Annotated in this window: 16 protein-coding genes; 13 read left to right on the top strand and 3 right to left on the bottom strand. The window is 52.9% G+C overall.

Annotated elements, in window-relative coordinates; all coding sequences use genetic code 11:
• Positions 1-233 precede the first annotated feature (233 nt).
• The 4 genes from rimJ to murJ all read left to right on the top strand — a co-directional run bounded on the left by rimJ (position 234) and on the right by murJ (position 4,046).
• Positions 234-818, top strand: coding sequence for a ribosomal protein S5-alanine N-acetyltransferase (gene rimJ, locus ACJHYD_RS11455; RefSeq protein WP_000468186.1), 585 nt, complete (start codon positions 234-236; stop codon positions 816-818).
• 10 nt (positions 819-828) lie between these two features.
• Positions 829-1,476, top strand: a complete 648-nt coding sequence (locus ACJHYD_RS11450) for a YceH family protein (protein ID WP_001550949.1) — start codon at positions 829-831, stop codon at positions 1,474-1,476.
• Position 1,477: 1 nt separating this feature from the next.
• Entirely contained in the window at positions 1,478-2,401 is a 924-nt protein-coding gene (locus ACJHYD_RS11445; RefSeq protein ID WP_001563792.1) for a Gfo/Idh/MocA family protein, read from the top strand.
• 109 nt (positions 2,402-2,510) lie between these two features.
• Positions 2,511-4,046, top strand: coding sequence for a murein biosynthesis integral membrane protein MurJ (gene murJ / locus ACJHYD_RS11440; RefSeq protein WP_001050683.1), 1,536 nt, complete (start codon positions 2,511-2,513; stop codon positions 4,044-4,046).
• A gap of 39 nt (positions 4,047-4,085) precedes the next feature.
• Here the strand turns inward: murJ and flgN are convergent, their stop codons facing one another.
• The 3 genes from flgN to flgA form a co-directional block, all read right to left on the bottom strand.
• Positions 4,086-4,502, bottom strand: coding sequence for a flagella biosynthesis chaperone FlgN (gene flgN / locus ACJHYD_RS11435; protein ID WP_000197346.1), 417 nt, complete (start codon positions 4,500-4,502; stop codon positions 4,086-4,088).
• Between the two features lie 4 nt (positions 4,503-4,506).
• Positions 4,507-4,800, bottom strand: a complete 294-nt coding sequence (flgM, locus tag ACJHYD_RS11430) for a flagellar biosynthesis anti-sigma factor FlgM (RefSeq protein WP_000020872.1) — start codon at positions 4,798-4,800, stop codon at positions 4,507-4,509.
• A 75-nt stretch (positions 4,801-4,875) separates the two neighbouring features.
• Entirely contained in the window at positions 4,876-5,535 is a 660-nt protein-coding gene (gene flgA / locus ACJHYD_RS11425) for a flagellar basal body P-ring formation chaperone FlgA (RefSeq protein ID WP_000879689.1), read from the bottom strand.
• 155 nt (positions 5,536-5,690) lie between these two features.
• On the opposite strand from flgA, the gene flgB reads away from it, so the two are divergent.
• The 9 genes from flgB (at position 5,691) to flgJ (ending at position 12,947) form a co-directional block, all read left to right on the top strand.
• Positions 5,691-6,107 carry a flagellar basal body rod protein FlgB gene (gene flgB, locus ACJHYD_RS11420; protein ID WP_000884702.1) on the top strand — a complete coding sequence of 139 codons (417 nt, stop codon included), beginning with the start codon at positions 5,691-5,693 and terminating at the stop codon, positions 6,105-6,107.
• 3 nt (positions 6,108-6,110) lie between these two features.
• Positions 6,111-6,515: a flagellar basal body rod protein FlgC gene (gene flgC / locus ACJHYD_RS11415; protein ID WP_001196460.1), complete on the top strand. Its 405-nt coding sequence runs from the start codon at positions 6,111-6,113 to the stop codon at positions 6,513-6,515.
• Between the two features lie 11 nt (positions 6,516-6,526).
• Positions 6,527-7,222, top strand: a complete 696-nt coding sequence (flgD, locus tag ACJHYD_RS11410; RefSeq protein ID WP_000020484.1) for a flagellar hook assembly protein FlgD — start codon at positions 6,527-6,529, stop codon at positions 7,220-7,222.
• A gap of 24 nt (positions 7,223-7,246) precedes the next feature.
• Positions 7,247-8,452: a flagellar hook protein FlgE gene (gene flgE / locus ACJHYD_RS11405; protein WP_000885855.1), complete on the top strand. Its 1,206-nt coding sequence runs from the start codon at positions 7,247-7,249 to the stop codon at positions 8,450-8,452.
• Positions 8,453-8,471: 19 nt separating this feature from the next.
• Positions 8,472-9,227: a flagellar basal-body rod protein FlgF gene (flgF, locus tag ACJHYD_RS11400; RefSeq protein ID WP_000349311.1), complete on the top strand. Its 756-nt coding sequence runs from the start codon at positions 8,472-8,474 to the stop codon at positions 9,225-9,227.
• A 136-nt stretch (positions 9,228-9,363) separates the two neighbouring features.
• On the top strand, positions 9,364-10,146 hold the full coding sequence (flgG, locus tag ACJHYD_RS11395; RefSeq protein ID WP_000625837.1) for a flagellar basal-body rod protein FlgG: 783 nt from the start codon (positions 9,364-9,366) through the stop codon (positions 10,144-10,146).
• Positions 10,147-10,198: 52 nt separating this feature from the next.
• Complete coding sequence (flgH, locus tag ACJHYD_RS11390) at positions 10,199-10,897, top strand: flagellar basal body L-ring protein FlgH (RefSeq protein WP_001305886.1); 699 nt, start codon at positions 10,199-10,201, stop codon at positions 10,895-10,897.
• Between the two features lie 11 nt (positions 10,898-10,908).
• A complete protein-coding gene (gene flgI / locus ACJHYD_RS11385) occupies positions 10,909-12,006 on the top strand; it encodes a flagellar basal body P-ring protein FlgI (protein WP_001441925.1) in 1,098 nt (365 codons plus the stop codon).
• The gene (gene flgJ / locus ACJHYD_RS11380; RefSeq protein ID WP_001366226.1) at positions 12,006-12,947 is read left to right on the top strand and encodes a flagellar assembly peptidoglycan hydrolase FlgJ; all 942 of its coding nucleotides are present in this window, start codon (positions 12,006-12,008) and stop codon (positions 12,945-12,947) included. Before flgI ends, flgJ begins: the two co-directional genes overlap by 1 nt.
• Positions 12,948-12,990 lie beyond the last annotated feature (43 nt).

Raw genomic sequence — 12,990 nt, 5'->3', positions numbered from 1 at the left:
CCCCTCCCGGGAAATAAAAGATGAGCACTTTCTATTCTGCATTGCCGCTAAGACTTTTCCCATCACTTCGGGGACAATATTTTTTTATCAAAACGTCGCTTTGATAGAGAGTTTTTATCAAATATGTGAATAATGCAGAAAATGGCATTCTGGACTTTTCACAGGGTCTGGTTGCGCAGGTATAGTAATACTTACAGCGTATTAAAGACGTTACGGGAAGGAGTAGGTATAGAATGTTTGGCTATCGCAGTAACGTGCCAAAAGTGCGCTTAACCACAGACCGACTGGTCGTGCGTCTGGTGCATGATCGTGATGCCTGGCGTCTTGCGGATTATTACGCAGAGAATCGCCATTTCCTCAAGCCCTGGGAGCCAGTGCGCGACGAAAGCCACTGTTATCCATCAGGCTGGCAGGCCAGGCTAGGGATGATTAACGAATTTCATAAACAAGGTTCAGCTTTCTACTTTGGCTTATTCGACCCGGACGAAAAAGAGATTATTGGCGTTGCCAATTTTTCCAATGTTGTTCGTGGCTCTTTTCATGCCTGCTATCTCGGTTATTCGATTGGGCAAAAATGGCAGGGCAAAGGACTCATGTTTGAAGCCCTGACCGCAGCCATTCGTTATATGCAGCGCACCCAACATATTCATCGCATTATGGCTAATTATATGCCGCACAATAAACGCAGCGGTGATTTACTGGCGCGACTGGGTTTTGAAAAAGAAGGCTATGCGAAAGACTATCTGTTGATTGATGGACAATGGCGCGATCACGTACTGACGGCATTAACTACCCCAGACTGGACGCCCGGCCGCTAAGGAGAATCTCATGAAATATCAACTTACTGCCCTTGAAGCTCGCGTGATTGGTTGCTTGCTGGAAAAGCAGGTGACCACGCCGGAGCAATACCCGCTCTCAGTCAATGGTGTAGTCACGGCCTGTAATCAGAAAACGAACCGTGAACCGGTCATGAATCTGAGTGAATCTGAAGTGCAGGAACAGCTGGATAATCTGGTCAAACGTCATTATCTACGCACGGTGAGCGGTTTTGGTAATCGGGTCACCAAATATGAGCAACGTTTTTGTAATTCAGAATTTGGCGATCTGAAACTGAGCGCCGCAGAAGTGGCGTTAATCACCACGTTGTTATTGCGTGGTGCCCAGACGCCGGGTGAACTGCGCAGCCGCGCCGCGCGAATGTATGAATTCAGCGATATGGCGGAAGTTGAGTCGACGCTGGAACAACTGGCGAATCGCGAAGATGGTCCTTTTGTGGTGCGTCTGGCCCGCGAACCGGGTAAACGCGAAAGCCGCTACATGCATCTTTTCAGTGGTGAGGTTGAAGATCAGCCGGTGGTAACGGCTATGTCGAACGCGGTTGACGGTGATTTACAGGCCCGCGTCGAAGCTCTGGAAATCGAAGTGGCAGAACTGAAACAGCGTCTTGATTCGTTGCTGGCCCATCTGGGAGATTAAAGTGAAAAAATTACGTATCGGCGTAGTGGGGTTAGGCGGCATCGCGCAAAAGGCGTGGTTACCGGTGCTGGCGGCAGCGTCTGACTGGACGTTACAAGGTGCGTGGTCGCCTACGCGCGCGAAAGCCCTGCCAATTTGTGACAGCTGGCGCATTCCTTATGCCGATTCGTTATCCAGCCTTGCCGCCAGTTGCGATGCGGTTTTTGTGCATTCCAGCACCGCCAGCCACTTTGACGTGGTCAGTACGTTACTCAATGCGGGGGTACATGTCTGTGTCGATAAACCGCTGGCAGAAAATCTGCGCGATGCTGAACGGCTGGTGGAACTGGCGGCGCGGAAAAAACTGACGTTGATGGTCGGTTTTAACCGTCGTTTCGCACCACTCTACGGTGAGTTAAAAAAGCAACTCGCCACCGCAGCCTCGCTAAGAATGGATAAACATCGTAGCAATAGCGTCGGGCCACACGATCTTTATTTCACGTTGCTGGATGATTATCTGCATGTGGTGGATACCGCGCTGTGGTTGTCGGGCGGTAAAGCCTCTCTGGATGGCGGTACGCTACTGACTAATGACGCTGGCGAAATGCTGTTTGCCGAGCACCATTTTTCGGCCGGTCCTTTGCAGATCACCACCTGTATGCATCGCCGTGCCGGAAGCCAGCGTGAAACCGTGCAGGCCGTGACTGACGGTGCGCTCATCGACATTACGGATATGCGCGAATGGCGTGAGGAGCGTGGGCAGGGTGTAGTGAATAAACCGATTCCTGGTTGGCAGAGTACGCTTGAGCAACGTGGATTTGTCGGCTGTGCGCGGCACTTCATTGAATGCGTGCAAAATCAGACAGTTCCGCAAACCGCCGGCGAACAGGCAGTGCTGGCGCAACGTATCGTTGACAAGATCTGGCGCGATGCGATGAGTGAATAAACCCTGTAACATCTGGCGGTAGCAATTCACCATAATCCAGGTAGACTATTCGCCTCTTTCAGCGCCTGCCTTGCAGGCGTTTTGCCCGTGGGTCTGGATTAGAACACCGATGAATTTATTAAAATCGCTGGCCGCCGTCAGCTCGATGACCATGTTTTCGCGTGTGCTTGGCTTCGCACGTGACGCAATTGTCGCCAGAATCTTTGGCGCAGGGATGGCAACCGACGCCTTTTTCGTCGCTTTTAAACTTCCTAACTTGTTACGCCGTATCTTTGCCGAAGGGGCATTTTCCCAGGCATTTGTACCGATTCTGGCGGAATACAAAAGCAAGCAGGGTGAAGACGCCACGCGGGTCTTTGTCTCGTATGTTTCTGGTCTGTTGACACTCGCGCTGGCGGTTGTGACGGTCGCAGGCATGCTCGCTGCACCTTGGGTGATCATGGTGACCGCGCCAGGCTTCGCTGACACAGCTGACAAATTTGCCCTGACCAGCCAGCTACTAAAGATTACCTTTCCCTATATCTTGCTGATCTCCCTGGCGTCGCTGGTGGGAGCGATTCTGAATACGTGGAACCGCTTCTCGATTCCGGCGTTTGCTCCAACACTGCTTAACATCAGCATGATTGGTTTCGCGCTGTTTGCCGCACCGTACTTTAACCCACCGGTGCTGGCGCTGGCGTGGGCTGTTACGGTCGGCGGCGTCCTGCAGCTGGTGTATCAGCTACCGCACCTGAAGAAGATCGGCATGCTGGTCCTGCCGCGCATTAACTTCCACGATGCCGGAGCAATGCGCGTGGTGAAACAGATGGGACCGGCGATCCTTGGCGTCTCTGTGAGTCAGATCTCCTTAATCATCAACACCATTTTTGCCTCGTTTCTTGCTTCCGGTTCGGTGTCTTGGATGTATTACGCCGACCGCTTAATGGAGTTTCCGTCCGGTGTACTGGGCGTGGCGCTTGGCACGATTTTGCTGCCGTCGCTGTCGAAAAGTTTTGCCAGTGGCAATCATGATGAATACAACCGTTTGATGGACTGGGGGCTGCGTCTTTGTTTCCTGTTGGCGCTGCCGAGTGCGGTTGCGTTGGGCATTCTTTCAGGTCCGTTAACCGTTTCGCTGTTCCAGTACGGTAAATTTACCGCCTTTGATGCGCTGATGACCCAGCGGGCGTTAATTGCCTACTCGGTGGGTTTGATTGGCCTGATTGTAGTGAAAGTGTTGGCTCCTGGCTTTTATTCCCGCCAGGACATTAAAACGCCAGTGAAAATTGCCATCGTTACGCTGATTTTAACGCAATTGATGAACCTTGCGTTTATCGGTCCGTTGAAACATGCCGGGCTGTCACTTTCTATTGGTCTGGCGGCGTGTCTGAATGCTTCGCTGCTTTACTGGCAGTTGCGTAAGCAGAAAATCTTTACCCCGCAACCTGGCTGGATGGCGTTTCTGTTGCGTCTGGTGGTGGCGGTACTGGTGATGTCGGGCGTGCTTTTAGGTATGTTACATATCATGCCGGAGTGGTCATTGGGTACCATGCCCTGGCGCTTACTGCGTTTAATGGCGGTCGTGCTGGCGGGGATTGCTGCGTACTTTGCTGCACTGGCGGTACTGGGCTTCAAAGTTAAAGAGTTTGCCCGCCGGACGGTGTAACAATGTATTCCGGCCTGCAGTGCAGGCCGGAGATAATCTTCAGATCGAAATCTTTTTACTGCCGCGATGGGTTGTTGAGGTCTGACCGTTCGCTCCATATAGCGTCGGTTCCTGATGCGGTTTCAACATTTCCAGCGCCTGTTGATTGCGCTCAATCTGTCCTTCCAGTAACCAGCCGTTATGTTGATTCATTTGGCGTAGTTGCTGCGTTTTCACAGTAATTTCCTGCCAGCGTTGACTAATATCAACGCTATTTGCTGCATTGGGTTCTTTCCTGCGTAACTGTTCGAGGTAATCCAGCGTCGCCAGCAGAGAGCTTTTTTGTTCTGTAATCCATTGCAACTGGCTGCCGTTGATCTGCCCCATAGAGAGATGTTGCTGCTCTTGATCCATTACCGTTTTGAGATCGTTAAGCACAGCGGACATCTGGTCGAGGATCTCTGCAAGACGCGTCATACGATCAGTTACTCTGCAAGTCTTGCTGCGCTTCGTTGATCAGCGCATCGGCAATTTTGCCGGTGTCCATTTTTAGTTCACCGTTACGAATCGCCAGTTTTAACGCTTCGACACGTTCAAGATTGATATCACTGCTGCCGGGTTGCATCAGTTTTGCTTGCGCGTCGCTTAACGTCACACTGGTGCTGGTGGAGGCGGTTGTTTTTGCCGCCCGGGTGTTCGTTACCGGCGCGTCAGTGTTTTCGCGCGGTTGAACGGTGCTTACGGGCTTCAGAGGCGAAGTGCGATCAATACTCATGGTTTATTCCTCATTGAGGGCGCTTTTATCATGTGTTGCTTATTTATCGGCAAGGGACGGGTAATCTTTAACAGCTTACAGGTTTATAAGAATATTCCCATCTGCATCAACAACGCCGCTGACCACCTGTCCCGATACCATGCGCACCCGCGCATTCTGTGCGACGGCTGCATTGTTCAGCGCCTGACCTTCTGCGTTGGCGCTAAACCCATCACCACTGGCGATCACGTTGACGCGTTGTCCCGCTTTTACCCGCCATGCCTGGCGAAACTGGGTTAACTGGATAGGTTGATCGGGTGATAGATCGCGCAGGCTAACGGCATCAACAAGTTGATTGATATCCAGCACCGTACGCGGTGGCAAGGTGTCCAGCCGTCCGCGTTTCAGTTTGACATTGCCAGCTTCCAGCTTTCCTCCCCGCACAATGGGCATTGCGGCAACCACATAATTTCCTGTGGCCTGCACATTAACCTGTAAATATCGTTTGTCGTTACCGCAGCGTGCCAACACATTCACATTGCCCCACAGGCGGGAATTATTGCTCATCGAAAGCAATGGCTGCTCGCACGGCGGTAGTAGATTGGGCGCTGTACGAATAGAAACACGAACCTCATCACTTACCCCCGCGAGCTGGGCGCTAAAAAAGGTGTGCAATTGCGATGTGAGATTGCTCGCCGCACTTAACGGACTGAACAGTATCGCGATGATCGCCACGCTACGTTTTATTGCCAGCATTTTCGCCCCCCAGCCATATCTACAACGTGAATTGTACCTGTCCGCAATGACCATCAACGGCATAAATAGCGACCCATTTTGCGTTTATTCCGCCGATAACGCGCGCGTAAAGGCATTTAAGCTGATGGCAGAATTTTGATACCTGCGGAGGAGATATGCTCGATAAGCTCGACGCCGCCTTACGTTTTCAACAAGAGGCGCTCAATCTGCGCGCCCAGCGTCAGGAAGTGCTGGCAGCAAACATCGCCAATGCCGATACCCCTGGTTATCAGGCGCGCGATATCGATTTTGCCAGTGAACTTAAAAAAGTCATGCAACGTGGACGGGATGCAACAAGCGTGGTTGCACTGACGATGACCTCAACGCAACACATTCCGGCGCAGGCGCTGACACCTCCTACCGCAGAACTGCAATACCGTATTCCGGACCAGCCTTCGCTTGACGGTAATACCGTCGATATGGATCGCGAACGCACCCAGTTTGCCGATAACAGCCTGCAATACCAGATGAGCCTTAGCGCGTTGAGCGGGCAAATCAAAGGCATGATGAACGTTTTACAGAGCGGAAATTAACGGATGGCACTGCTGAATATTTTTGATATCGCCGGGTCGGCGTTAACTGCTCAGTCCCAGCGCCTGAACGTGGCGGCCAGTAATCTGGCGAATGCTGATAGCGTGACCGGTCCCGATGGACAGCCATATCGGGCAAAACAGGTGGTATTTCAGGTTAACGCTGCGCCAGGTGCTGCGACAGGCGGCGTAAAAGTTGCCGATGTTATAGAAAGTCAGGCCCCGGACAAACTGGTTTATGAACCGGGTAATCCGCTGGCGGATGCAAAGGGCTACGTGAAAATGCCAAACGTTGATGTCGTCGGGGAGATGGTTAACACCATGTCGGCGTCACGCAGCTATCAGGCCAATGTTGAAGTGCTCAACACGGTGAAAAGCATGATGCTGAAAACCCTTACGCTCGGTCAATAAAGGAGAAAGCTATGTCCATTGCGGTAACCACCACCGATCCGACAAATACCGGCGTCAGCACCACCAGTAGTAGTTCGCTCACGGGCAGCAACGCCGCAGATTTACAAAGCAGTTTTCTGACTTTGTTGGTGGCGCAGCTGAAAAACCAGGACCCGACCAATCCAATGGAAAACAACGAGCTGACGTCGCAACTGGCACAAATCAGCACGGTCAGCGGGATTGAAAAACTCAATACCACGCTCGGATCTATTTCCGGACAGATTGATAACAGCCAGTCGTTACAGGCCAGTAACCTGATCGGTCACGGCGTGATGATCCCCGGCACCACTGTTCTTGCGGGAACAGGCAGTGAAGAAGGGGCTGTGACCACGACCACGCCGTTTGGTGTTGAGCTGCAACAGGCGGCAGACAAAGTTACGGCCACCATCACCGATAAAAACGGTGCGGTTGTCCGTACCATTGATATCGGTGAACTGACTGCCGGAGTCCACAGTTTCACCTGGGACGGTACGTTGACTGACGGCAGCACTGCGCCGAACGGTTCTTACAATGTAGCGATTAGCGCCAGTAACGGTGGTACACAACTGGTTGCCCAGCCGCTGCAGTTTGCTCTGGTGCAGGGTGTGATCCGCGGCAACAACGGTAATACGCTGGATCTCGGCACTTACGGCACCACCACCCTCGACGAAGTACGGCAGATAATTTAAGCCTTCACATTTCAGGAGTCAGTCATGGCCTTTTCTCAAGCGGTTAGCGGATTAAACGCTGCCGCCACCAACCTCGATGTTATTGGCAACAATATCGCCAACTCCGCCACCTACGGCTTTAAATCAGGCACGGCCTCTTTTGCCGATATGTTTGCCGGTTCGAAAGTGGGACTGGGGGTAAAAGTTGCCGGTATCACTCAGGACTTTACCGATGGCACGACCACCAACACCGGGCGAGGTCTGGACGTTGCTATCAGCCAGAACGGTTTTTTCCGTCTGGTGGACAGCAACGGTTCGGTGTTCTACAGCCGTAACGGACAATTTAAGCTGGATGAAAACCGTAACCTGGTGAATATGCAAGGTTTACAGCTGACGGGTTACCCGGCAACCGGTACGCCGCCGACTATTCAGCAAGGGGCGAATCCGACCAATATTTCGATTCCGAATACCCTGATGGCAGCGAAAACTACCACCACGGCGTCGATGCAGATCAACCTGAATTCCAGTGATCCGCTTCCCTCTGTTAACGCATTTGATGCCAGCAATGCGGATAGCTATAACAAAAAAGGTTCGGTGACTGTTTTCGATAGTCAGGGTAATGCTCATGACATGAGCGTCTACTTTGTGAAGACCGGGGATAATAACTGGCAGGTCTACACCCAGGATAGTAGTGATCCAAACAGCATTGCGAAGACAGCGACAACATTGGTGTTTAATGCCAATGGCGTTCTGACCTCAGATCCAACAGCGAATATTTCCACTGGCGCAATTAACGGCGCAGATCCCGCCACGTTTAGCCTGAGTTTCCTCAACTCCATGCAGCAAAATACCGGTGCTAACAACATTGTGGCAACCACCCAGAACGGCTACAAACCGGGCGATCTGGTGAGTTATCAAATCAATGATGACGGTACGGTTGTCGGCAACTATTCCAACGAACAAACCCAACTGCTGGGGCAGATTGTACTGGCGAACTTTGCCAACAACGAAGGTCTGGCATCCGAAGGCGACAACGTCTGGTCTGCGACGCAATCTTCTGGCGTGGCGCTGTTGGGGACAGCCGGGACGGGCAACTTTGGCACCCTGACCAACGGTGCGCTGGAAGCGTCCAACGTCGATCTCAGTAAAGAACTGGTCAATATGATCGTTGCCCAGCGTAACTATCAGTCTAACGCCCAGACCATCAAAACCCAGGACCAGATCCTCAACACGCTGGTTAACTTACGCTAATCGCTGACGGGATAGCTCAATGGATCACGCAATTTATACCGCGATGGGAGCAGCCAGCCAGACGTTGAATCAACAGGCGGTAACCGCCAGTAATCTGGCCAATGCCTCTACGCCCGGTTTTCGCGCGCAGTTAAACGCCTTGCGCGCAGTGCCGGTGGAAGGGCTTTCACTGCCCACGCGCACGCTGGTAACGGCGTCAACGCCGGGTGCAGACATGACGCCCGGCAAGATGGATTACACCTCGCGCCCGCTGGACGTTGCGTTGCAGCAGGATGGCTGGCTGGCCGTGCAGACCGCTGACGGCAGCGAAGGGTATACGCGTAATGGCAGCATTCAGGTTGATCCCACCGGGCAACTGACAATTCAGGGGCATCCGGTGATAGGCGAGGCGGGGCCAATTGCTGTGCCGGAAGGGGCGGAAATCACTATTGCTGCCGATGGCACAATCTCGGCGCTGAATCCGGGCGATCCGGCAAATACGGTTGCGCCAGTGGGGCGTCTGAAACTGGTGAAAGCCACGGGCAGCGAAGTGCAGCGCGGTGACGACGGCATTTTTCGTTTAAGCGCGGAAAGCCAGGCCACGCGTGGGCCGGTACTGCAGGCAGATCCAACCTTGCGTGTGATGTCGGGAGTTCTGGAAGGCAGTAACGTCAATGCCGTTGCGGCAATGAGCGACATGATTGCCAGCGCGCGGCGTTTTGAAATGCAGATGAAGGTGATCAGCAGCGTCGATGATAACGCAGGCCGTGCCAACCAACTGTTGTCGATGAGTTAATTAAACGATTGATGACATTGCAATAAAAGCGCGCGGACTATTCTCTCGCCCATTTTGGGAGAGGTTAGGGTGAGGGGAAATTCGCACCGTCGCGTGCTTCTGCTCTGCTTGTCACTAATCCACTACAGGACATTTTATGATCAGTTCATTATGGATCGCCAAAACGGGCCTGGATGCCCAGCAAACCAATATGGACGTCATTGCCAACAACCTGGCAAACGTTAGTACCAACGGTTTTAAGCGTCAGCGCGCGGTGTTTGAAGATCTGCTTTATCAAACCATTCGCCAGCCGGGGGCACAGTCTTCCGAACAAACCACCTTACCATCCGGATTACAAATCGGTACGGGGGTACGCCCGGTCGCCACTGAACGCTTACACAGCCAGGGCAACCTGTCGCAAACCAATAACAGCAAAGATGTCGCGATTAAAGGGCAGGGCTTTTTCCAGGTGATGTTGCCAGATGGCTCATCAGCCTATACCCGTGACGGCTCTTTCCAGGTGGATCAGAACGGGCAGCTGGTGACGGCTGGTGGTTTTCAGGTGCAGCCAGCGATCACCATTCCGGCGAATGCGTTAAGTATCACCATCGGTCGTGATGGCGTGGTCAGCGTAACCCAACAAGGCCAGGCAGCTCCGGTTCAGGTTGGGCAGCTCAATCTCACCACCTTTATGAATGATACCGGACTGGAGAGTATTGGCGAAAACCTCTACACCGAAACGCAATCCTCCGGTGCACCGAACGAAAGCACGCCGGGCCTGAACGGCGCGGGACTGCTGTATCAAGGGTATGTTGAAACGTCTAACGTCAACGTGGCGGAAGAACTGGTCAATATGATTCAGGTGCAACGCGCTTACGAAATCAACAGTAAAGCGGTATCCACCACCGATCAGATGCTGCAAAAACTGACGCAACTCTAAGGCATAACCGGTGGCAGATTCACCGGTTTACTGATTTTTGAAGATGATAGCCATGCAAAAAAACGCTGCGCATACTTATGCCATTTCCAGCTTGTTGGTGCTTTCACTAACCGGCTGCGCCTGGATACCCTCCACGCCGCTGGTACAGGGGGCGACCAGTGCACAACCGGTTCCCGGTCCGACGCCCGTCGCCAACGGTTCTATTTTCCAGTCTGCTCAGCCGATTAACTATGGCTATCAACCGCTGTTTGAAGATCGTCGACCACGCAATATTGGCGATACGCTGACCATCGTGTTGCAGGAGAACGTCAGCGCCAGCAAAAGCTCCTCTGCGAATGCCAGCCGTGACGGTAAATCTAATTTTGGCTTTGATACTGTGCCGCGCTATTTGCAGGGGCTGTTTGGTAACGCTCGTGCCGATGTCGAAGCCTCCGGTGGTAACACGTTCAACGGAAAAGGCGGGGCCAATGCCAGCAATACCTTTAGCGGCACGTTGACGGTGACGGTTGACCAGGTACTGGTCAACGGCAACCTGCATGTGGTGGGTGAAAAACAGATCGCCATTAATCAGGGTACCGAATTTATTCGCTTCTCTGGTGTAGTTAATCCACGCACTATCAGCGGCAGCAATACCGTACCGTCTACTCAGGTGGCGGATGCGCGCATTGAATACGTAGGCAATGGCTACATTAACGAAGCGCAAAATATGGGCTGGTTGCAACGTTTCTTCCTTAATCTGTCGCCAATGTAAGTGAGGCTGTGGTGATTAAATTTCTCTCTGCATTAATTCTTCTACTGGTTACGACGGCGGTTCAGGCTGAGCGTATTCGCGATCTCACCAGTGTTCAGGGGGTAAGGCAAAACTCACTGATTGGCTATGGCCTGGTGGTGGGGCTTGATGGTACAGGTGACCAGACAACTCAGACGCCGTTTACCACACAAACGCTTAATAACATGCTCTCACAACTGGGAATTACCGTTCCGACGGGCACCAATATGCAGCTAAAAAACGTCGCTGCGGTAATGGTGACGGCGTCACTTCCACCGTTTGGACGTCAGGGGCAAACCATTGACGTGGTGGTTTCTTCCATGGGAAATGCCAAAAGTCTGCGTGGCGGTACGTTATTGATGACACCGCTTAAGGGCGTTGACAGTCAGGTGTATGCGCTGGCGCAGGGCAATATTCTGGTTGGCGGCGCAGGGGCCTCCGCTGGCGGTAGCAGTGTTCAGGTGAACCAACTGAACGGTGGACGGATCACCAATGGTGCGGTTATTGAACGTGAATTGCCCAGCCAGTTTGGCGTCGGGAATACCCTTAATTTGCAACTTAACGACGAAGATTTCAGTATGGCGCAGCAAATCGCTGACACCATCAACCGCGTGCGTGGATATGGCAGCGCCACCGCGTTAGATGCGCGGACTATTCAGGTGCGCGTACCGAGTGGCAACAGTTCCCAGGTCCGTTTCCTTGCCGATATCCAGAATATGCAGGTTAATGTTACCCCGCAGGACGCTAAAGTAGTGATTAACTCGCGCACTGGTTCGGTGGTGATGAATCGCGAAGTGACCCTCGACAGCTGCGCGGTAGCGCAGGGGAATCTCTCAGTAACAGTTAATCGTCAGGCCAATGTCAGCCAGCCAGATACACCGTTTGGTGGTGGGCAGACTGTGGTTACTCCACAAACGCAGATCGATTTACGCCAGAGCGGCGGTTCGCTGCAAAGCGTACGTTCTAGCGCCAGCCTCAATAACGTGGTGCGTGCGCTCAATGCGCTGGGCGCTACGCCGATGGATCTGATGTCCATACTGCAATCAATGCAAAGTGCGGGATGTCTGCGGGCAAAACTGGAAATCATCTGATGATCAGCGACAGCAAACTACTGGCAAGTGCGGCCTGGGATGCACAATCGCTCAACGAACTTAAGGCGAAAGCGGGCGAAGATCCGGCGGCAAATATCCGTCCGGTGGCCCGCCAGGTGGAAGGGATGTTCGTGCAGATGATGTTGAAAAGCATGCGCGACGCTTTACCAAAAGATGGCCTGTTCAGCAGCGAGCACACTCGCCTGTATACCAGTATGTATGACCAGCAGATTGCCCAACAGATGACGGCGGGCAAAGGTCTGGGGCTGGCAGAGATGATGGTTAAACAGATGACGCCAGAACAACCATTGCCAGAGGAGCCCACGGCAGCAGCACCGATGAAATTCCCGCTCGAAACCGTGGTGCGTTATCAAAATCAGACGCTTTCGCAGCTGGTGCAAAAGGCCGTACCACGTAACTACGATGATTCGCTGCCGGGTGACAGTAAAGCATTCCTCGCGCAACTCTCGTTGCCCGCCCAACTGGCAAGCCAGCAAAGCGGTGTGCCACATCATTTGATCCTCGCTCAGGCGGCGCTGGAATCTGGCTGGGGACAACGGCAAATCCGCCGTGAAAACGGCGAGCCGAGCTATAACCTGTTTGGCGTCAAAGCCTCTGGCAACTGGAAAGGGCCAGTCACTGAAATCACCACGACTGAATATGAAAATGGCGAAGCGAAGAAAGTAAAAGCGAAGTTTCGGGTCTACAGCTCGTATCTGGAAGCATTGTCGGATTACGTTGGGCTGTTAACGCGTAACCCGCGCTACGCCGCCGTGACGACCGCCGCGAGTGCGGAGCAGGGGGCGCAGGCCCTACAGGACGCGGGCTATGCCACCGATCCTCACTATGCCCGCAAACTCACCAACATGATTCAGCAGATGAAATCGATAAGCGACAAGGTGAGCAAAACCTACAGCATGAACATTGATAATCTGTTCTGAATAACTCAAGTCCGGCGGGGCGCTGCCGATAATACTCTGTAAT

Source organism: Escherichia sp. WS1368 (genome assembly GCF_046487485.1).
GTDB classification, from domain to species: Bacteria; Pseudomonadota; Gammaproteobacteria; order Enterobacterales; family Enterobacteriaceae; genus Escherichia; species Escherichia coli.
This window is presented reverse-complemented; position numbering and strand designations above follow the sequence as displayed.